20 protein-coding genes are annotated in these 20,738 nt (G+C 61.6%); all 20 read right to left on the bottom strand.

Going from position 1 to position 20,738, the window contains the following annotated elements; genetic code table 11:
• Positions 1-7: 7 nt before the first annotated feature.
• Entirely contained in the window at positions 8-469 is a 462-nt protein-coding gene (flgB, locus tag IPM73_10295) for a flagellar basal body rod protein FlgB (protein MBK8918418.1), read from the bottom strand.
• 304 nt (positions 470-773) lie between these two features.
• Positions 774-1,064 carry a hypothetical protein gene (locus tag IPM73_10290; protein ID MBK8918417.1) on the bottom strand — a complete coding sequence of 97 codons (291 nt, stop codon included), beginning with the start codon at positions 1,062-1,064 and terminating at the stop codon, positions 774-776.
• Positions 1,065-1,245: 181 nt separating this feature from the next.
• On the bottom strand, positions 1,246-1,452 hold the full coding sequence (locus tag IPM73_10285; GenBank protein ID MBK8918416.1) for a hypothetical protein: 207 nt from the start codon (positions 1,450-1,452) through the stop codon (positions 1,246-1,248).
• A gap of 190 nt (positions 1,453-1,642) precedes the next feature.
• Complete coding sequence (locus tag IPM73_10280) at positions 1,643-1,990, bottom strand: hypothetical protein (GenBank protein MBK8918415.1); 348 nt, start codon at positions 1,988-1,990, stop codon at positions 1,643-1,645.
• A gap of 227 nt (positions 1,991-2,217) precedes the next feature.
• Positions 2,218-2,721, bottom strand: coding sequence for a YHS domain-containing protein (locus IPM73_10275; GenBank protein ID MBK8918414.1), 504 nt, complete (start codon positions 2,719-2,721; stop codon positions 2,218-2,220).
• Between the two features lie 106 nt (positions 2,722-2,827).
• Positions 2,828-3,094 carry a hypothetical protein gene (locus IPM73_10270; protein MBK8918413.1) on the bottom strand — a complete coding sequence of 89 codons (267 nt, stop codon included), beginning with the start codon at positions 3,092-3,094 and terminating at the stop codon, positions 2,828-2,830.
• Between the two features lie 160 nt (positions 3,095-3,254).
• Positions 3,255-3,680, bottom strand: coding sequence for a hemerythrin family protein (locus IPM73_10265; protein ID MBK8918412.1), 426 nt, complete (start codon positions 3,678-3,680; stop codon positions 3,255-3,257).
• A gap of 15 nt (positions 3,681-3,695) precedes the next feature.
• Positions 3,696-6,044, bottom strand: a complete 2,349-nt coding sequence (locus IPM73_10260; GenBank protein MBK8918411.1) for a heavy metal translocating P-type ATPase — start codon at positions 6,042-6,044, stop codon at positions 3,696-3,698.
• A 209-nt stretch (positions 6,045-6,253) separates the two neighbouring features.
• Entirely contained in the window at positions 6,254-6,640 is a 387-nt protein-coding gene (locus IPM73_10255) for a cytochrome c (protein ID MBK8918410.1), read from the bottom strand.
• Positions 6,624-6,860, bottom strand: a complete 237-nt coding sequence (locus IPM73_10250; protein ID MBK8918409.1) for a DUF2933 domain-containing protein — start codon at positions 6,858-6,860, stop codon at positions 6,624-6,626. Before IPM73_10250 ends, IPM73_10255 begins: the two co-directional genes overlap by 17 nt.
• 258 nt (positions 6,861-7,118) lie before the next feature.
• Positions 7,119-10,250 (bottom strand): efflux RND transporter permease subunit, encoded by a 3,132-nt coding sequence (locus IPM73_10245; GenBank protein ID MBK8918408.1) that lies wholly within the window; start codon positions 10,248-10,250, stop codon positions 7,119-7,121.
• A gap of 24 nt (positions 10,251-10,274) precedes the next feature.
• Positions 10,275-11,891, bottom strand: coding sequence for an efflux RND transporter periplasmic adaptor subunit (locus IPM73_10240; protein MBK8918407.1), 1,617 nt, complete (start codon positions 11,889-11,891; stop codon positions 10,275-10,277).
• Positions 11,888-13,159, bottom strand: coding sequence for a TolC family protein (locus IPM73_10235; protein MBK8918406.1), 1,272 nt, complete (start codon positions 13,157-13,159; stop codon positions 11,888-11,890). The genes IPM73_10240 and IPM73_10235 overlap by 4 nt, the downstream gene beginning before the upstream one ends.
• 79 nt (positions 13,160-13,238) lie before the next feature.
• Positions 13,239-13,583, bottom strand: coding sequence for a copper-binding protein (locus tag IPM73_10230; protein ID MBK8918405.1), 345 nt, complete (start codon positions 13,581-13,583; stop codon positions 13,239-13,241).
• 26 nt (positions 13,584-13,609) lie between these two features.
• Positions 13,610-14,050: a DUF411 domain-containing protein gene (locus tag IPM73_10225; protein MBK8918404.1), complete on the bottom strand. Its 441-nt coding sequence runs from the start codon at positions 14,048-14,050 to the stop codon at positions 13,610-13,612.
• Between the two features lie 121 nt (positions 14,051-14,171).
• Positions 14,172-14,624 carry a hypothetical protein gene (locus IPM73_10220; GenBank protein MBK8918403.1) on the bottom strand — a complete coding sequence of 151 codons (453 nt, stop codon included), beginning with the start codon at positions 14,622-14,624 and terminating at the stop codon, positions 14,172-14,174.
• 24 nt (positions 14,625-14,648) lie between these two features.
• On the bottom strand, positions 14,649-17,753 hold the full coding sequence (locus tag IPM73_10215; protein ID MBK8918402.1) for an efflux RND transporter permease subunit: 3,105 nt from the start codon (positions 17,751-17,753) through the stop codon (positions 14,649-14,651).
• A gap of 9 nt (positions 17,754-17,762) precedes the next feature.
• Positions 17,763-18,935 carry an HlyD family efflux transporter periplasmic adaptor subunit gene (locus IPM73_10210; GenBank protein ID MBK8918401.1) on the bottom strand — a complete coding sequence of 391 codons (1,173 nt, stop codon included), beginning with the start codon at positions 18,933-18,935 and terminating at the stop codon, positions 17,763-17,765.
• Positions 18,932-19,498 carry a hypothetical protein gene (locus tag IPM73_10205; protein MBK8918400.1) on the bottom strand — a complete coding sequence of 189 codons (567 nt, stop codon included), beginning with the start codon at positions 19,496-19,498 and terminating at the stop codon, positions 18,932-18,934. The genes IPM73_10210 and IPM73_10205 overlap by 4 nt, the downstream gene beginning before the upstream one ends.
• The gene (locus IPM73_10200; protein MBK8918399.1) at positions 19,495-20,721 is read right to left on the bottom strand and encodes a TolC family protein; all 1,227 of its coding nucleotides are present in this window, start codon (positions 20,719-20,721) and stop codon (positions 19,495-19,497) included. Before IPM73_10200 ends, IPM73_10205 begins: the two co-directional genes overlap by 4 nt.
• Positions 20,722-20,738 lie beyond the last annotated feature (17 nt).

Genomic DNA, 20,738 nt, shown 5'->3' with positions numbered 1-20,738 from the left:
ATGTCATTTATTTCAAGGACTGATACAACTCCATCAGCATCTTGAAGTGGCCGCTAACCCGATCAACTGAAAACTGGTACATGATCGAGTTATCGGAAAACTTGGTGCGCTCGACATCCATATCAACCGTGTTGCCGTCCGCGCTATCCTGGCTCGGCACCTGGTACTTGAGTGGATAGGGTGGCTGGGCGGAAACAGCCATCCCGGAAATGTGGCCGCTGCCGGTCGTCGCCAGCGTTGTTGGTAGCACCTGGGAGGCCAATCGGGCGATGCGCATGGCTTCCTCGACATCGATGTCCACCGCCTTGTAGCCGGGCGTATCGGCGTTGGCGATATTGGAGGCAATCACCTGCTGGCGGTAGGCGCGCACTCCAAGGGCCATTTCCTGAACGCTATGTTCTTTTCCGCCCTGTGCCTGGCTGGACAAGGGAACATGCTGCGGGTGCGGCTCGCTGCTGGACGAAGTCAAGCCGCCACCATGCCCGCCATGCTGGCTATTGCCGGTAGTGCCACCACCATGCTTGCCATGCGGTGCTGCCGCGCCAGTTTGGCCGATGGCTTGCGAAAGCGCATCGGCAAAAGAGGCTCCCGCCGTGGCGCCGTGATTGGCATGACCGCCATCGACCGGCGGCTGAAGGGGTGGAGAATTGGCGATGGCGTCGATCCGCGGCATTGGGGCTTTACTTGCTGATGCGCGCGAACTCGACTGCGGGCCGGCTAGTGCTTGCCTGACCGTTGGGTGCCGGAGTTACGCCCCACCACCGAACAAGAGGTCATTTCTTTGCCAAACCGGTCAATACCTGCCGCTGAAAATCAGTGCAACAGGCGAGCATCGAAGCCCAATGATCCAGGACGGTCCGCCCCGTTCCCACCATGAAACCGCTCGCATCACCCCGCAGCCACGACTGGCTATCCGTTCCGGCCTGAGTCAGGAGTGCTCGGGCAAACTGTCCATTGATTTCCGTTAGGCGCTCGCAGCATCCCAGCCCTAAATTGCAAAGATTCAAGGTCAGTTCAAGTTGTGACTGACACTGGCTTTTCAATCGATCAGCAACTTCCAGCATTTTTTCTTCCTTTATCCAGGATATTGAATAATTGCAGTATGCGGCGGTGAGACTGACGCATACATAACCCCGCGGTTACAAGTTTGTCATTCAAATGTCAGGTGCAACAACATAGCGGGCGGGAACCGTTTTTGGCCAAACTGTCGGCCCAAGTGCTTTTCACCCAAACACGTTCCCCAACTCAGGCGACGATGTTGATTAGCGTCCCGGTGGTTTGGCCCTGAATATTCACAACCGGCGGTAACGTTTCCTCTGCTTGGCGCTGTGAGACTTCTTGCGCCCTGACTTCCTGGCGTTCGGCTTGTTTTAGCTCTTGGGTTAGTGGACTCTCGACGGGCTGGCGCGTAGCGCTGGTGATGGTATTGCGGCTAATGGAATCGATAGCCATGAAAATCTCCTTGAACTTTGGTTTGACTCAATCAAAAGGGCGATTACTTGTCAGTCCTCGCCTTTTTCCTTGTATTCCTTTGGCAATTTGTGGGCGATACCTTGTGGCTGTCGAGAGTGGCGGCGCGCTATTTATTTCGGATTACGCGACGCGAACGTTTAGGGCAACGGCTTGCCTGCCGTGACCGCATCTATTTGCCGGAGTTGCCGGCCAATTGGCGGTGTGCCTGTTCCAGGGTGCGCGCATCCTTGGCGGCATTGGTGAACTGCGCCTGCAGCGAGCGGCAGTGAGATTGCATCGCCGCCAGATCGCCTTTCGGGCGGCTCGCGTAGGAGAGCGCCATTTTTTCGTGCCAAGCCGCTTCGGCATCGTAGCTGGCCGCCTTCTCCGCGAAATAGGCAGCTATTCGCTGGTGCTCGGCGGCTGTGGTGGCATTGGCAATGCTCGCCGGAATTTCACCGACCGACGGCACCGAGGTGCATGCCGTTAGGGTCAGAAAGGCAATCCCGGCAAGAATTGGAGCGAGTGCGATACGCATGATCTTCTCCTCTGCTTGTAATGATGTATCCAGTGTGCGACCCGGCGACTGTCGACAACATAACCATCGAATTACAAAACAGCTGGCGAAATGTAATGATAAATCTGGGCTTTCGCGACGCGTCAATGCAGCCGGTAGTCGCATCGCAGGCATTGGCCCGCAGCACTCGGTGCATGGAATTCGACAGATGTCCGGAAAAGGTAGATGCCGTCGTTTCGCGGGTTCGGTCAGCGCAACCTGACGGGAGGCCGGTTACAGCAGGCTCCGGGTCCGGGGTGGGCGGCATTTTCCAACTCGTTGGCTTCCGCCAGTTTCCAAAGGCGTCGTCTGAAGCCATGGAACCCATCTTTAAACCGCAAGCTCTCGGCGGTGGCCACCGCTTCGATTTGGGAGAGGATGGTTTTCCTCAAATCGTATTCGACCAGCAGCTGGTTTTTCCCCGTGATGACGGAGATTACCCCAATCATTTCGCCGACACGTCGGCCGGCGCGTTGGATGTCCGATTCGTTGCCGTTCGCCAGTCGCAGTTTGCGTCGTTTCGGGATGGGGCGGATATCGGCAATCCGCTGTGAGCCGGTGTAGAGGGCCGGGATATCATTGAAGCGTTCGAGGCAGTGGGCCGAGCAGAAGTGGTAGAGCATGCCGCGATAGGTGATGAAGCGTGAGGAGCGAGCGACCTCGATAGCCATGCCGCACACCGGATCGCGGCTTGTGGTCACGGCTTTTGTCACGGTCGCTCTCCCTCCCGGCTTGGCGCCATCTCAATCAGTGCCAAGCCGTATACCAAGTCAGCCGAACTGTGCAGGCTTCTGCGAACAGCCTGGTAACGGAAACCCGTTATTTCATATCCCGGGGGTGGTAGTGCTTGTCCTTGTCCTGCGCAGCATTCTTCTTGTCGGGATCAACGGCGGCCGGCGCCTTTTGCGGAACGCCGGTTTTTTCTTCAACGTGCGAGTGCGGCTTGACTGCCTTGGCGGGCTTGGCGCCTTGCTCCATCTTCATTTCTGCGGCAGGCGCTGCTTTGTCGGCGTCGGCGGCTTGGACTCCCAAGGACAGCGCGGCGGTGGCCAACAGGATTGCTGAAAGCGTGGATTGCAATTTCATGATGGATCTCCAGAAGAGTGGTGAGAAATGTCGGATCGCTGATAAATACCTGACACTTTGAAGTCTGCGCTTTCGCAACTGTCACCGGGATGACTTATTGATTACATTTATGTCAGGAAACTGCGGTGCAATCTGATGTTGAGGAGTATTCCGTAAGGGCTCAGCTTTCTTCGAAATACGGCTTACAGTCCAAATCTGATACGAGGATATGGTGAATCCACCATTCGGACAGGAAACGGAACACCCCGGTCTTGTCTTGTTCGCCTTGCACTGCGGAGACTAAAAAATCGACTAGCGCGGTTTGGAATCGTTCATGCTCTTCTGCGTGCTCGGCCAGCATCGGGTAATGTCGCGCAAGCAGCAATTCTTCTTCCTTCGCAAAATGCTCTCTGGCACAGACAGCCATTTCGTTGAGGAGATCATGAAATTTTTCACAACTTTCGGGACCGGCGCTCTCCAAGCATTTCTCCGACTCAGCACACAGTAGCAACATCTTTTTATGCTGCTGGTCGATGATGGCGTTCCCGACGCTGTAGCAGTCGCGCCATTCGTATTGGGTAGTTATGCCAGGCAATCGTGAGGACATCAGCAGATCTCTGTTTTATTGTTGCCCGCGCAGACGCAGCGCATTGCCGACCACGCTGACCGACGACAGACTCATCGCCGCGGCCGCAATCACCGGCGACAGCACCAGCCCGAAGAAGGGGTAGAGGATACCGGCCGCGACCGGTACCCCGAGGGCATTGTAGAGGAAAGCGAAGGCCAGGTTCTGGCGCATGTTGCCGACCGTTGCGACGGAGAGCAGACGGGCGCGGGCGATGCCGCGCAGGTCGCCCTTGACCAGCGTCAACTGGGCGCTGTTCATCGCGACGTCGGTGCCGGTACCCATGGCGATGCCGACATCCGCTTTGGCCAGCGCCGGGGCGTCGTTGATGCCGTCGCCGGCCATCGCCACGATGCGTCCCTCACGTTGCAGGCGTTCGACCAGCGCCAGTTTGTCGGCCGGCTTGACCTCGCCGTGCACTTCGTCGATGCCCAGGCTGGCGCCGACCGCCCGGGCGGTGGTCAGGCCGTCGCCGGTGGCCATCACGATGCGCAGCCCGGCCTGGCGCAGGATGGTCAGGGCTTCCTGGGTGCTCGCCTTGATTGGGTCAGCGACCGCCAGCAAACCGAGCAGGCGGCCGTCGGCCGCCAGATGCATGACGCTGGCCCCGCTTTGGCGCAGGGTTTCCGCTTCCTTGCCAAGGGCGTCGATATCGATGCCGTCCTCGGCCATCAGCGCCCCATTGCCGAGGGCCAGGCGCTGGCCGCCGACCGTTCCGCGTACGCCGATGCCGCTGGCCGATTCGAACTGCTCGGCCTTGTCGAGGGCCAGCCCGCGTTCCCGGGCGGCGCGGACGATGGCGTCGGCCAGCGGATGCTCGCTGCCCTGGTCAAGGCTGGCCGCCAGGCGCAACACTTCGTCCTCGGCGATGCCGGGTGCAGCTAGCACGCGTTCGAAGGCCGGCCGCCCTTCGGTCAGGGTGCCGGTCTTGTCGACGATCAGCGTGTCCACCTCGCGCAGCCGCTCGATGGCCGCCGCGTCGCGGAACAGGATGCCCTGGGTCGCCGCCTTGCCGGTGGCGACCATGATCGACATCGGCGTCGCCAGCCCGAGGGCGCAGGGGCAGGCGATGATCAGCACCGAGACGCCGTTGATCAGGCCGAAGACCCAGCCCTGCTCGCCGCCGAAAAAGCCCCAGGCGAAGAAACTGATTAGGGCGATGGCGACCACGACGACGACGAAATAGCCGGCGACGACGTCGGCCAGCCGCTGCAACGGCGCCTTCGAGCGCTGGGCCTGGGCGACCATCTGGACGATCTGGGCGAGCATGGTCTGGGCGCCGACCTTCTCGGCACGGATGACCAGGCTGCCGGCGGTGTTCATGGTGGCACCGATCACCTGGTCGCCGGGGCGTTTCGTTACCGGCAGCGGCTCGCCGGTGAGCATCGCCTCATCGATGGCGCTCGAACCTTCGATCACTGCGCCGTCTACCGGCACCTTCTCGCCAGGACGTACGCGCAACATGTCGCCGACATGGACATGAGTCAGCGGCACATCCTCCTCTATGCCGTCCGGGTTGATGCGGCGGGCCGTCTTCGGGGAAAGACCGAGCAGCGACTTGATGGCGGCCGTGGTTTGCGAACGGGCGCGCAGTTCAAGCATTTGGCCGAGCAGGGTCAGCGAGATGATGACCGCTGCCGCCTCAAAATAAACGCCGATCCGGCCGTGGGCAATGAAGGAAGGTGGAAACAGGCCAGGCGCTAGCGCCGCCACGACGCTGTAAGCGAATGCCGCACCGGTGCCGAGGCTGATCAGCGTCCACATGTTAGGACTGCGCTGGACAAGCGACTGCCAGCCCCGCACGAAGAACGGCGCGCCGGCCCAGAGCACGATGGGCAGGCTGAACAGCAGTTCGCCCCAAGTGCGGGCCGCTGGCGATAGACCTTCCAGCCGGTGCCCGACCATCGCCAGGACGACCACGACCACGGTCAGCGGCAGGCTGCCCCAGAAGCGGCGGCGGAAGTCCAGGTACTCGGTGTTGTCCTCGTCCTTGTCTAAATCGGGTAGCAGCGGTTCGAGCGCCATGCCGCACTTGGGGCAGGTGCCGGGGCCGATCTGCCGGATTTCCGGATGCATCGGGCAGGTGTACTCGGCGCCCGGAACGGCGGCCTCTTCAGGCTCGGGCGCCAGGTAGCGCGCCGGTTCGGCATCGAATTTTGACTTGCATTTGGCACTGCAGAATCGGTAATGGATGCCATCCAGATCCGTCGCATGGGCCGAGTCCGGCTTGACGGTCATGCCGCAGACGGGATCGATAACGTTGCTCGACATGGATTTCAAAACCGACGACGAATGGTTGTGATGATGAGCATGGTCGTGATGTTGCCCTGAGTGTTCGCTGGTCATGGCTACTTCCCTTTAATCAAAAAATCACAACTATGCAATTTGCTCAAAGTTGATCCAGCATGCCCCGTGGGCCAATTTAGAAAAAATTGGCCTTGCTCTGCAGCAAGGCCATCAGCAACAGTCGCGCAGGAGAGAAAGCCGACCGCAAAAGGGATCTTGCTAAAGTTGCACAGGCTCCAGCCAGATTTTGCCTCATGACTACTTTCTATTTAGTCGATACCAACCTTGCGCTGCTCGCTGCGCACATAGGCCGTGATGTGTGCCACGTCGTCGGGTGTTACCTGCGGCACCGGCGCCATATCGCCGAATTTCCAGTGATGGGCGCGCACGCCGTTCTTGGCGGCGAGTTGGAAAGCGGCATCGGCATGGTGCGAGGGCTCGTAGATGCGGTGCAGGAGAGGCGGTCCCTTGTCCGAACCTTTCAATTCCGTACCGTGACAGGCCGCGCAATGTTTCGCGAATAGTGTCTTGCCGGCTGCCGGATTGGGCATCAGGCCTGGACTGGGTTTGGGCACCTGCCAGCTTTGGGCTTGCACCGACAGACTGAACAACGCGATCAACCCCACGGCGAACTGTCGTCTACGAATTTTGTTCATCGCTGCCTTTTTCCTTGCCGTGACCGCCATGTCCGCCGTGACCAAAGAAGTGCATCAACGGACAGAGCAGAAGGAGCAAATAAATCCACCGTCCGGCTAGATGTTCCCAATGCTCGCGAACGATGAAGAACCCCAGGATGACCGCGATCATGGCAGCGACGACCGCGCCACGAGATCGATACCACGGCTCGGGGTGATGATGTTCAGATTCTGCTTTCATGAGCTGACTCCTTGTTCTTGATTGACACCGGGTGGAGCGGTAGAACAGAAAATGAGCGGCTGGCTGGTGGTGCCTTGCTTGGCGGCTCTGGTGCCAAGCATGGGAACCGATTAGTGGGAATGACCGGCGTGCGAGTCGTTTCCGGAGCCGCCCGCATATTCACTACTGGCACACCCGCCCAGCAACAGTCCGACTACCGTCACAGCAACCACCAAGAGCTTCTTCGACATCACGTTCTCCTTGCGTTGATAAGATTCATTACTCGACACCCCGATTCAGGCGCCACTGTTTAACCAGCGCGTAGATTGCCGGAATCACCGCGAGGGTCAGGACCGTCGAAGAAATCATGCCGCCGACCATCGGCGCCGCGATGCGGCTCATCACTTCCGAGCCGGTGCCGGTACCCCACATGATGGGCAGCAGGCCGGCCATGATTGCCACGACCGTCATCATCTTCGGTCGCACCCGTTCGACTGCGCCTTCCATGATCGCCTCGTAAAGATCGGCCAGGCCGGGTACCTGGCCCTCGGCGCGCCGCTTGGCCTTGAGTTCCTCCCAGGCATGATCGAGATAGATCAGCATGATGACGCCGGTCTCGGCCGCAACGCCGGCCAGCGCGATGAAACCGACGGCAACGGCGACCGACAGGTTGTAGCCGAGCCACCACATCAGCCAAATGCCGCCGACCAGCGCGAAGGGCACCGAGAGCATGACGATCAGCGTTTCGGTAATGCGCTTGAAATTGAGGTAGAGCAGCAGGAAGATCGAAAGCAGTGTCACCGGGATGACGATCTTCATTTTCTCGATGGCCCGTTCCATGTATTCGAACTGGCCGCTCCAGGTCACGTAGTAGCCGGCCGGGAACTTGACCTGTTCGGCGACCGCCTTCTTGGCATCGGCCACGTAGCTGCCAATGTCACGGTCGCGGATGTCGACATAAATATAGGCGGAGAGCAGGGCGTTTTCGGTACGGATGCTGGGTGCGCCCTTGGCGACAACGACCTTGGCCAGTTGCCCGAGCGGAATCATCGCCCCGTCCATGGTCGGGATCAGCACTTCGCGGGCGATCTGCTGCGGATCGGAGCGCAATTCGCGCGGGTAGCGCACGGTGACACCGAAACGTTCCCGCCCCTCGACCGTGGTCGTCACCATCTCACCGCCCAGCGCCGTGCCGATCACATCCTGCAGGTCGCCGATGGCCAGGCCGTAGCGCGCCAGTTGCTCGCGGTCCGGTTCGATATTGAGATAGAAGCCGCCCGTGATGCGCTCGGCGAAGGCACTGGTCGTGCCGGGCACGGCTTTGACCACGGCCTCGATTTCCTTGGCCACTTTTTCCATCTCACCGAGATCCTTGCCGAAGACCTTGATGCCGATCGGCGTGCGAATGCCGGTGGACAGCATGTCGATGCGGGCCTTGATCGGCATCGTCCAGGCGTTGGCGACGCCGGGGAATTGCAGGGCCTTGTCGAGTTCGGCAATCAACTTGTCGGTGGTCAGGCCCGGGCGCCATTCGGACTCCGGCTTCAGGTTGATCACCGTCTCGAACATCTCGGTCGGCGCCGGATCGGTCGCCGTATTGGCGCGCCCGGCCTTGCCATAGACCGAAGCGACCTCGGGGAAACTCTTGATGATCTTGTTCTGCGTCTGCATCAACTCGGCGGCTTTGGTGATCGACATGCCGGGCAGCGACGCCGGCATGTAGAGCAGCGTACCCTCGTTGAGCGTCGGCATGAACTCCGAGCCGAGTTGAGAGGCCGGGTAGATCGAGGCCACCAAGGCGACGACGGCAGCAACGATGGTCATTTTCTTCCAGCGCATGACGCCGGCGATGATCGGCCGATAGACCCAGATCAGAAAACGATTCACCGGATTCTTTGCTTCCGGCATGACCTTGCCGCGGATGAACAGCATCATCAGGACCGGCACCAGCGTCACCGAAAGTAGCGCCGCACCGGCCATCGAGAACGTCTTGGTGAAGGCCAGCGGCGAGAACAGCCGCCCCTCCTGGCCTTCCAGCGCGAACACCGGGAGGAAGGAAACCGTGATGATGAGCAGCGAGAAGAACAGCGCCGGGCCGACTTCCTTGCAGGCGGCGAGCATGGCGTCGGCACGCTCGGCCTTGGTGTGCTCCTCGGGCAGGCGTTCCAGGTGCTTGTGGGCGTTCTCGATCATCACGATGGCGGCGTCGATCATGGCGCCGATGGCGATGGCGATACCGCCCAGGCTCATCAGATTGGAATTCATGCCCAGCGAGCGCATGGCGATGAAAGCGATCAGCACGCCGACCGGCAGCATCAGGATGGCGACCAGGGCGCTGCGCACGTGCATCAGGAACACGATGCAGACCAGCGCGACGATCAGTGCCTCCTCAAGCAGCGTCCGCTTCAGCGTGTCGATGGCGCGGTGGATCAGTTCGGAACGGTCGTACACCGTCTGCACCGTGACGCCCTCGGGCAAGCCGCCGCCGATTTCGTCGATCTTGGCTTTCAGGTTGTGGATGACTTCCAGCGCGTTCGCACCGTAGCGCGCCATGGCAATGCCCGACACGACTTCGCCTTCACCGTTGAGTTCGGTCAGGCCGCGCCGCTCGTCCGGCGTCAGTTCGACGCGCGCGATGTCGCGGATCAGCACTGGCGTGCCCTTGTCGCTTTTGACGACCAGCGTTTCGAGGTCGCTCTTGCCGCGCAGGTAGCCCTTGCCGCGCACCATGTACTCGGTTTCGGCCATCTCGACGACACGGCCACCGACATCGCGGTTCGAGTCGCGGATCACCTGCGCTACCTTCATCAGCGGAATGCCGTAGGAACGCAGTTTCACCGGGTCGACGGTGACCTGGTAGGTCTGAACGAAGCCGCCGATCGATGCGACTTCGGCGACGCCGTGCGCCTTGGTCAACTGATAGCGGACGTACCAGTCCTGGATGGTGCGCAGTTCGGCCAGCGTCTTGTCCTTGGCCAGCAGCGCGTACTGGTAGACCCAGCCGACGCCGGTGGCGTCCGGTCCGAGCGAGGGGGTGACGCCCTTGGGCATGCGACTGGAGGCGAAATTCAGGTATTCCAGCACACGCGAGCGGGCCCAGTAGATATCGGTGCCATCCTCGAAGATGATGTACACGAAGGACGCGCCGAAGAAGGAAAAGCCGCGCACCACCTTCGATTTCGGTACCGACAGCATGGCCGTGGTCAGCGGGTAGGTGACCTGGTCTTCGACGACCTGCGGCGCCTGGCCGGGATACTCGGTATAGACGATGACCTGGACGTCCGAGAGGTCGGGCAAGGCATCGATCGGGGTGCGCAACACGGCATAAATGCCGCCGATGGTGATGAACAAGGTGGCGAGCAGGACCAGGAAGCGGTTCCGGCCCGACCATTCGATAATGTTGGCCAACATGGGGCGACTCTCCGTGGCTACCGGTCAGTGACCGGCGTGCGGGTTGGCACCGGCGGCCGGCGTGCCGCTCAGCGGCTTGAGCGCCGTGATAACCCATTCGCCGGGCTGCCGTTCGACGAACTCGACGGCGACCCTGGCTCCCGGTTTCAGCCCTTGCAGCAGCGATTGGTTGGCGACCGTGAACTCCATCGTCATTGCCGGCCATTTGAGGCTGGCGACCGGGCCGTGATTGAGACTAATCGTGCCGGCCGCTGCGTCGATGCCATCCACCGTGCCTTCGGCCTGGTGGCTAGTTCCTTTGGCGGCTGGCTGTCCGGAGGCTGCCGCTTGCCCGTCTTTTGGGGCGGCGCCGTGGGCGGCGTGGCCGAAACCGCCGACCGCTGCCTTGAGGTTGCTCTCGGCATCAATCAGGAAGTTGGCGGCGACCACCACCTGCTCGCCATCCTTGACACCCTCCAGCACTTCGACATGGTTGTCGCTGCGGGCGCCGAGTTTGACTTCGCGCGGCTCGAAGCGGCCTTCGCCTTGCTGGACCAGCACGATCTGGCGGGCACCGCTGTCGATGACGGCGGAGGTCGGCACGGTGACGACCTGGCCTTTGGCGCCCACCGGCAGTTCGACCTGGGCGAACATGGCCGGCTTGAGCAGCAGCCCCGGATTGGCCAGTTCGACGCGAACCGGCACGGTACGGGTCTGCGCATTCAGTGTCGGATAGACATAGCTGATCGTGCCTTCGAAAGTCTTGCCCGGATAGGCATTGATCATGACCTTGGCCTTGGCTCCGGTCTTGATGAGGCCGATATCCTGTTCGAAAACATCGGCGACGACCCACACTGAGGAGAGGTCCGCCACTTGGTAGAGTGCCTCGCCGGGCATGAAGCGCATGCCTTGGACGGCTTTTTTCTCGGTGACGATGCCGGCCACCGGCGAGCGGAAAGTCATCGTCCGCTTCGCCTCGCCGGATTTGGCCAAGGCCTTGACTTGTTCTTCCGAGATGTCCCAGTTTTTGAGCCGCAGCAGGCTGGAATCGGCCAGTTGCTTCATGCCGTCCCGCGCTGGTCCGCCGGCTTCCTTCAGCGATTCGACGCCCTGGGCGGCAATCGCGTATTCGCGCTGGGCGGAAACCAGTTCCGGGCTGTACACCTCGAAAAGCGGCTGCCCCTTGCCAACGGGCTGGCCGGTGACATTGACGTGCAGGCGCTCGACGTAGCCCTCGAACTTGGGCGAAATCGCATACATGCGGCGTTCATCCGGCTCGATCCGACCGGATGCGCGGACCACTTTGTCGAGGGCGCGCAGTTGCGCGTCTTCGGTCCTCACGCCCAATTTTTGTACCTTCTCGGTACTGATTTTGATCTGATTGGCGGCCGCCGGCTCGTCGTCCGCCTCACCTTCATAGACGGCGATGTAGTCCATCCCCATCGGATCTTTCTTGGGCGTCGGCGAGGTGTCGGGCAACCCCATCGGATTGCGGTAGAAGAGCAGTTTCTTTTCTTTTTTGGCTGGCTCCGGGGAAGCGGCTGTCGCCGGTGTTGCCGATTCACCGTGTGAGGTGCCGCCTTTCCCGCCCAGCCAATAGCCGCCGCCGGCCGCTATAGCGACCGCGATGGCGCCGATGGTCAGTCCTGCACCCTTGTTCATAGATCTTCCCCTAATAGCCGTTCGATTTCCGCCAGGCGCATTTGCGCCTCGGCCTGTACCTTGATCTGATTTTGTCTGGCCTGGCGGATTTGCCGCTGGGCATCGAGCAGCGTGGCGAAATCGACCTTGCCGGTTTCATAGCCGGCCAAGGCGGCCTGAAAGGTCAGTTCAGCCTGCGGCAGCAGGCTATTGGTTAGCAGATTTTCGGTCTGCCGGGCGGCCTCGATACCGGCCAGACCTTCCGCGAGGTCACTGACCACCTGGTTCGCGGTCGCTTCCTTGCGCGCCCGGGCCGCATTCAGCATGGATTCGGATTCTCGTTCCTGAGCCCGGCGCGAGGACTGCTGCAGCGGGATATTCATTTCGAGCATCAACTCCCACTCCTTGACCTCGTTCTGGTACTGGATGGGCGAGACGCCGAGCGTTATATCGGGATAGCGATTCTTATAGGTCAGATCGCGGGATTTTTCGGCAGCTCTGATCCGCGACTCGTCGGCGAACAACTGGGGATTCCTGGCGCGGACGCGCTCTTCGAGGGCGACATAGTCGAGTCTGGCCGGTGGCGGCAGTGTCCGCAGTTGGCTCGGCTCAGCCAGAGGAGCCCGACTCGGCCGGGCCAGCAAGGCGTTCAGGCGGGCATGCAGATGATGGCGCTCGGTTTCCAGCGCGATCAGTTCATTGCGCATTGTGGTCTGTTCAACCTGGGCGCGAATGACATCCTGCTGGGCGGCCAGGCCGCCGGCGTAGCGGACCTGGGCGATCTTTTCCAGACGGATCATCAGGTCGAGAATTTCGCGGGTCAGTCGTTCACTGCCGTGGAGGTAGTACAACTGGGCATGATTGACCTTGATCCGGCCGGCGATGTCGGCCCATGTCCCCATAACCCGCCCCTTGGCACCTTCGGCCTCGAACTCGGCAATTTCCCGCTTCAGGTCGCGCTTGCCGAACCAGGGAATATCCTGCATCAACAGATATTTGGTACTGCCGACGCGACTTGGGGAAAGCGTGGCGTTCTGCTCGCCCATGCGGGTAATGTCCCGCAACTCGGCCCGGAACTTGGGGTCGGGCAGCGCCCCGGCCGATGTAATGCGTTGGCCGGAGGCCTCCGCTTCAGCCTGCATTGCCGCGTACTCGGGGTTCCGCGTCTTGGCGAAATCGAGCAGGCTGTCGACCGAAGCGCCGATAGCCGGTTCCTGAGCCAGTGCGGGCATGCCCAAGCCGATGGCCATTAGCAAGGCGAAAATGGGGGCAAGCCTGAATCGTCGCATACGACCTCCCTGTGAAACGCGACTTCACAAAGCGATGGGCACTCCGGGTGGCTTACCCGGAATGCCATCGCCCTCGTTGTTATTTGGCCGGTTCGAAATGCACAATGGTTACCGCGCCATTGACATTGTCAGCCATGAAGCGAATCTTGTCGCCCGCCTTCATCTGATCAAGCCAGTTCGCATCCTTGACCCGGAAAACCATGGTCATCGCCGGCATACTCAGATTGGTCAACGGCCCATGGGAGAGCGTCACCTTGCCGGCCGATTTGTCGACTTTCTTGACTACGCCATCAACCATCTGCATTTCTGTGGAAGCAGTTGCCTGCATCGCCATGCCGTGGCCGGCATGATCGCCAGCCGCTTGAACCGGCGCAGCACCCAAGGTGACGAGGGCGATCAGGGTTGAGGTGAAGAGTGCTTTCATGGTTTTCTCCTGTTGAGGAATAGGGGTCAGTGTTTGGCAAATACGGTGGTTGCACCACCGGCCTGGACCAGCAGCGTGTTGTAGGGAACCGGCTTGGGGCTCTCCATGCCGGGAGATCCGGGCGGCATCGAAGGCACGGCCAAGCCGATGGCCTTCGGTTTTTCCTTGAGCAGGCGCTGGATGTCGGCGGCGGGGACGTGTCCTTCGACAACATAGCCGGCGACCTTGGCTGTGTGACATGAACCGAGGCGCTCGGGCATGCCCAGCCGCTGGCGAGCAGCCGGCACGTCATTGACGTCGTGGGTTCGCACAGCGAATCCCGCCTGCTGCAGATGCTCGACCCATTTTTCGCAGCATCCACAATAGGGACTTTTATAGACGTCGACCGCATCTGCCGCGCTGGCCGGCAGGTTTACCGCTGCGCCAAGGGCAAACAGCGTCAGCAGAATAGTTATCGGCTTTGCCATGGAAATCACTCCTCGTTCGATTGACTGAGGGCAGTATGGCCAAGCAATACCAACAAAAGACTGACTCCTTGATTACATTTTTGTAATTTGCACAGACGGTACTTGCCGTGGCTTTTGCCGGTCAATGCTTATGCTCTTCAGCATGCTCCGCTGCCAGCGGGGAAAACCGGGCCTGCTCAGTCTTTTTATCCGGGAAGACGATGGAGACAACCACCTTCATATGGCCATCGGAGACATACTTGCCGACCCCGCTCAGCTTGTTGTCGCCAGCCGGGGACAGCGGCACCGTCACTTTCGACTTGCCGGCCAGAATCGTTGCCGTACCGCTGACGCCGGCCGCCGGGATCTTTTTCTCACCATGGTCGGTGAGATAGACCGTAATCGGACTGTCCTTGGCCTCCTTGTTGTTTTTGTCGACCAGCAGTTCGAAGTGATACGGCCCGGCCATACGCAGTTGGCCGCCATTCGGGGCTTTCATTTTGTCGAGGGTGGCATCGTCGTGGGCGAAAGCGGCGTTGCCGGCGAACATCAAGGCAGCAGATAAAAACAGGTTGGGAATCAGGGGGAGTTTCACGGGTTTTTCCTCATCAGGTGGGGGTTAGAAAGACTCTTGCGCCTTTTCGGCGAGCAGGCGTTGCAGCGGCTTCTCGCCGTACAGCCAGAACATGACCGGGGTCAGCAGGGTATCGAGCAGGGTCGAACTGATCAGGCCGCCAAAAATCACGACGGCGACCGGATGCAGGATTTCCTTGCCCGGTGCGTCGGCGGAAAGCATGAGCGGGGTCAGCGCGAAGGCGGCGACCAGCGCCGTCATCAGCACCGGGGTCAGGCGCTCCAGCGAGCCGCGGACGATCATCTTGCGCCCGAACACTTCGCCTTCGAATGCGCACAGGTTGATGTAGTGGCTGATCTTCAGGATGCCGTTGCGGGTGGCGATGCCGGTCAGCGTGATGAAGCCGACCAGGGCGGCGACCGACAGCGGCTGGCCGGAAATCCACAGCGCGACGACCGAGCCGACCAGGGCGAGCGGCACGTTGCCCATGATGATGGCGGTCAGCACCGCCGACCGGTAGCGGCTGTAGAGCACCAGGTAGATCATGGTCAGCGAGACGACGGCGAGCAGCGCAATCAGCTTGGCCGCCTGTTCCTGCGCCTGGAACTGCCCTTCGAGCAGCGTGAAATAGCCTTCCGGCACGGGCTTTTTGTCGATTTCGCCACGGATGTCGGCGATGATCCGGCTCATGTCGGAACCATCGGTATTGGCCGAGATGACAATGCGGCGCCGGGTGTTCTCCCGGCCGATCTGGTTCGGACCCTCGCCATCCTCGATGCGGGCGAGCAGCGACAGCGGCACGCGGCCGGTCGGCGTCTCGATCAGCAGGTTTTCCAGGCCGCGTTCGCCGCGCGCTTCTTCCGGCAGGCGCAGGGTCAGGTCGAAACGACGATTGCCTTCGATGACCTGACCGACCCGCTCGCCGGCCAGCAGTTGTTCCAGGCGTTGCAGCAATTCGCCGGAAGCCACGCCGTAGCGGGCGGCGGCATCGTAATCGAGATGGATCTTGTATTGCGGAATCAGCACCTGCTTTTCGATCTGCAGGTCGGTGATGCCCGGAATTTTGGCCAGGCGTTCCTTGAGGTCGCCGGCCAGGCCGCGCAGGGTATCCAGATCGTCGCCAAAAATCTTTAGCGCGATCTGGGCTCGGACGCCGGACAGCAAATGGTCGAGGCGGTGGGAAATCGGCTGGCCGACATTGACCACGGCAGGCAGGATGGCCAGACGCTGGCGGATGTCGGCGATGATCGCCTCCCGATCCCGCTCGGAGGCCTTCAGATCGACCTCGATCTCAGAGTAATGGACGCCTTCGGCGTGCTCGTCCAGTTCGGCGCGGCCGGTGCGGCGGCCGACTTCGGTCACTTCGGGCACGGCGAGCAGGATGTTTTCCGCCTGCGCGCCGATCTGGTTCGATTCGGCCAGCGAGGAACCGGGATTGAGCACGACATTGACGGTCAGCGTGCCTTCATTGAATGGCGGCAGGAAGGATTTCGCGAAGAAGGGAATGGAGGCCAGCGCGACGACGACGACGGCGACAGCGCCGATCAGCAAGGCACGGGCGCGATCGAATGACCAGTTGAGCAGGCGTTCGTCCCAGGCCTTGAGTTTCTTGACCAGGGCGCTGTCGCCGTGGTCGATATGCTTCATTTTCGGCAACAGGTAGTAGCAGAGCACCGGCGTGATAGTCATCGCCACCGCCATACTGGCCAGGATGGACACGATATAGGCGACACCGAGCGGCGTGAACAGCCGGCCCTCGATCCCCGGCAGAGCGAACAGCGGGATGAAGACCAGGACGACGATCAAGGTCGCATAGACGACCCCGGAGCGGACTTCCTTCGAGGCGGCGGCAATCACTTCCAGCGCCGACCGGGGATTGGGTAAGGTTCGGTTTTCGCGCAGGCGGCGCAAGACGTTTTCGACATCGACCACGGCATCGTCGACCAGTTCGCCGATGGCGATGGCCAGGCCGCCCAGGGTCATGGTGTTGATCGACAGGCCGAAGTAGCTGAAGACCAGGGCCGTGACCAGCAGCGAGACCGGGATGGCGGTCAGCGAAATGAAGGTGGTGCGGAAATTGGCCAGGAACAGGAAGAGGATGACGGCGACCATGATCGCCCCGTCGCGCAGCGCTTCCTCGACGTTACGCACTGAGGCTTCGATGAAGTTGGCCTGCTTGAACAGGAACTGCGGCGTGTCGACTCCCTGCGGCAGGCTCTTGCCCATTTCGGCCATGGCCTGTTCGACGGCACGGGTCAATTCGACCGAATCGGCCGTCGGCTGCTTCTGCACCGAAAGGATGACGGCCGGCTTGCCCTTGAAGCTGGCGTCGCCGCGTTTGACACCGGCGGCAAAGGTGACGGCAGCCACCTGGCGCAGCAGGATGGGTTGGCCGTTGCGCGTCGCCACCGGCTGGTTCTGCAGATCGACCAGCCGGGTCGTCCGGCCGATGTTGCGGATCAGGTACTCACGACCGCCGGCATCGACGAAGCCGCCGGCCGTGTTGCCGCCGAAGTTCTTCAGTGCCGCTTCGAGTTCGGCGAGCGTGACGCCGACCGCCTGCAAGCGGGCCAGATCGGGTTCGACGCGGTACTGCTTGACCTGGCCGCCGATCGGGATGACCTGGGCGACGCCCGGGATGGTCAATAGCCGCGGCCGCATAACCCAGTCGGCGTATTCGCGCACCTGCATCGGGCTGGCTTTGTCCGGATCGGCCGGCAAGGCGATGAGCAGGATTTCGCCCATGATTGAAGAGATCGGTCCCATCTGCGGCACGATCCCCTGCGGCAACTGCTCCCGCACTAGGTTGAGTCGCTCAGCGATCTGCTGGCGGTTGCGGTAAATCTCGCTGCCCCACTCGAACTCGACATAGACCACCGACAGGCCGATGCCCGACACCGAGCGCACCCGCGTCACGCCCGGCATGCCATTCATCGCCGATTCGACCGGGAAGGTGATCAGTTGCTCGACCTCTTCCGGGGCCATGCCGCCGGCTTCGGTCATCAGCGTGACCATGGGTTTGTTGAGGTCGGGGAACACGTCCACCGGCATCTGGCGCACGGTCAGCGCCCCGTAGATGATCAGCAGGAGCGAAACGCCCAGTACGATCAGGCGCTGCTTGAGACTCGCATTGATTATGAAGTCGAACACGGCGTCCCCTTAGCGAATCTGCGCCAGGGAAGCAGCGCCCTGAACGACGACGCGTTCACCGCCTGTCAGGCCATCGGTCACGGCCACCGAATGACCGTCCAGCGCCGCTGCCTTGACTTTGCGCGAGACAAAGCGCTCGGCGCTTTCATGCACCCAGACCACCGATTCATTGGCCGCATTGCGCACCACGGCGGCGGCGGGAATCGCCACACCAGCTTGGCGGGCCTTGGTTTGCGCCAGAACCTTCAGGGTTTGGCCGACCGCGACGGCGGGCAGGGCGCCATTTTTCGGCGTTTCGACCCGGAACAGCACCGGCATGGCCTGTTCCTTCAAGGTGCGTCCCAAGCCGACGAAGGCGAGGTCGAGGACGCCGCCGGCAATCGGGGCGCTGGCCTTGGTCAGTCCGTCGAGCAACAGCGGGTCGTAGGCCATGGCCTCGACCGCCAGCCGCTTCGGATCGATGACCTCGAAGACCACCGCCTGCGCATCGACCACTTGGCCGACCGCGACGTTGGCCGCACTGACCACGCCGCTCACCGGTGCGACCAGGGCTTCGCGGCCGAGGCTGCCACCCACCGCATTTTTACGTTTCTTGAACGCGGCGAGTTCGATCTCCGCCTGCTCGATGTCTTTCTGCGGGACGCTGCCTTCCAGTTGCTGGAGCCGCGCCAGCCGGCGTTCGAGAACGCTTTCCTGCGCAGCCAATTCGGCCAGGGCCGACTGCTGAGTACCGCGTTCGAGGGCTGTTGCAGCCGGTTGCAGCCAGGCCAGAATTTGCCCTTTGCTGACCTGTTGACCAAGCACGGCCAGCCCGTTCGGGCCGGCCTCGATCCGCCCGCTCTGGAAAGTCTGCACCCGGCCGCCGGCATTGGGATCGGCGACGATGCGGCCATTGAGTTCGACCGTGCGCGGGAATTCTCCCTTGAGTGCGGTCCGTGTGCGGAGGCTCAACTGCCGTTGGGCCGATTTCGGGACAAAGACGCTGCCGTCCGGCAAGCGCAAGGCCGGCTCGTTGAACGTCACCTGGCCTTGGGCGTCGACTGCAGCGACCGGTGCCGGTGCAACTGGAGCTTTTTGCTCATCGCCATGGTCCTCGCCGCCATGGGCGGAGACCTGAACAGCCAGGGTGCTGCCCACGAGCAGAGCCAGGGCGTAGCGGGTAAGATTCTTGATATCGGTCATGCTGAGTGAATTCCATGTTGCGGTTGGCGACGCAGGCGACGCACGATCAGGCCCCCGGCCAGCAGCAACAGCGGAGTTCCGGCGTAGAGCCACCAGTTGCGATCAGGGTGTCCGGCTTCAGTCAAGGCGGCTGCTACTTCGCCAACTTCCAGGCTGGCGGAAAGCAGATCGACAATTTCGCCCGCCTGGACGGTGATGGTCAGCGGGTATTTGCCAGCTTGCGTCAGGGAGGAGGCCGATAATTGGTAGACCCCACCCGCCATCTCGGTGGCGATCCCTTTGATCCCCTGTCCCTCGATTTCGATTTGTGCCCCGGGAATGGGTGCGTTGTCGGCGGCGCGGTCGAGATAGATGATCAGGTCCTTGCCAGCGAGCACACCGACCAGTTCAAGGTCTTCGCTGCGCAGTTCGAAACGTGGTGCCAAGTTGACATCGGCCGGCTTGGCGGGGGCTCCGTGGTCATGGCCTTCATGGGCGAGGAGCGGCATGGACAGCGCCAGCAGGATGGCTGCAATAAAGGCTTTTAGGGCTGCCCAACTCAGGATGAATGGCTTGTCGATCACGGTGTAATTCCTCGGGCTTGATTCAGATTGGCCTGAGCGGCCGACAGGCGGGCGCGGCTGCGGCCCAATTCAATGCGGGCTTCGGTCGCCTGGGTCTGGGCGCGCAGCAACTCGACGAGCGCGGTTTCACCCAGTTCGAAAGAACGGCGCATCAGGGTCAGCCGCTCGGCGGCGGCTTGCTCGCGTTCGACCGCCAGTTCGGCACCGATACGGGCCGAATCGAGTTGCGCCTCAGCCTCCCTCACTTCGGCTTCGACGTCGGCCAGTAACCGCTGATACTGGGCATCGGCCTGGATCAGCGCCGTGTTGGCGCTGGCAACCAAGGGCGCATTACGCACCTCGCCAGCGAAGGGAATGGTGATGGCGAAGCCGACACTGTCGCGTGGAGTGGCGCCGGAGGCATCGCGCTCCCGGCGATATTGCACGCCGATGCTGGGCGAATCGCGGCGCGACTCTTGGGCCAGTTTCATGCCGGCACGGGCACGCTCGGCAATGGCCTGCCCGGCCGCCAGGCGGGGATGAATATCGTCAGCGGCTGCCGCCATGACCGACTCTTGCGGATTGTCCGGCAAGCGGTCGCTGCCGGTCAGGACCCGGTAGCGCTGCGTGCTGCGTACCACACGTGCGTTCGCTTCGGCCGCGGCGGCCCGGGCGCTGCTCGTTTCCTGTTTGACGAGAAGCAGATCGGAGCGGGCCATTTCACCGACCTTGACCCGCCTGGCCACATCAGCTTCCAGTTTGGCCGCCGCATCCAGACGTTCACCGGCAACCGCCGCTTCGCTTTGCGCCAGATAGAGCGTCCATAGGGCCGTCCGCAATTCACCAGCGACGGCCAACCGGGTGGCGGAAATGCTACGCTGACTCTCGTCGCTATCGGCCTCGGCAACGGCTATCCGGGCTGATTTTTGACCGGGTAGCCAGAGCGGAACGGAAATTCCGATTTCGCTTTCTTCTTTGCCGAGATTGTCGTTCCAGCGGTCCGTGCGCTGTGCTAGGCCTATCCTAGGGGTGCCGGGAAACAAGGATTCAGCAACGGTTCGGCTGGCGTTCGCTTCTTCGCGTTTCGCCACGACCGTTTTTCCCTGCGGGGAATTGGCCCATGTTTTTTCAAACACATCGCGCAGGGTTTCCGCCTGAGCGAAACCAAATGGGGCGGCCAGCAAGGCCACCAGCAGGAAGCCGGTCCCGGCGCGCAATTTTGGCGTTGGCGGAGAGCAATTCATTGGGGCAAGTTCACCGA

Source organism: Betaproteobacteria bacterium (genome assembly GCA_016720065.1).
In the GTDB taxonomy this organism is placed as follows: Bacteria; Pseudomonadota; Gammaproteobacteria; order Burkholderiales; family Rhodocyclaceae; genus SSSZ01.
Note: the sequence above shows the minus strand (reverse complement) of the source record. Positions and strands in the feature narration are given on the sequence as shown.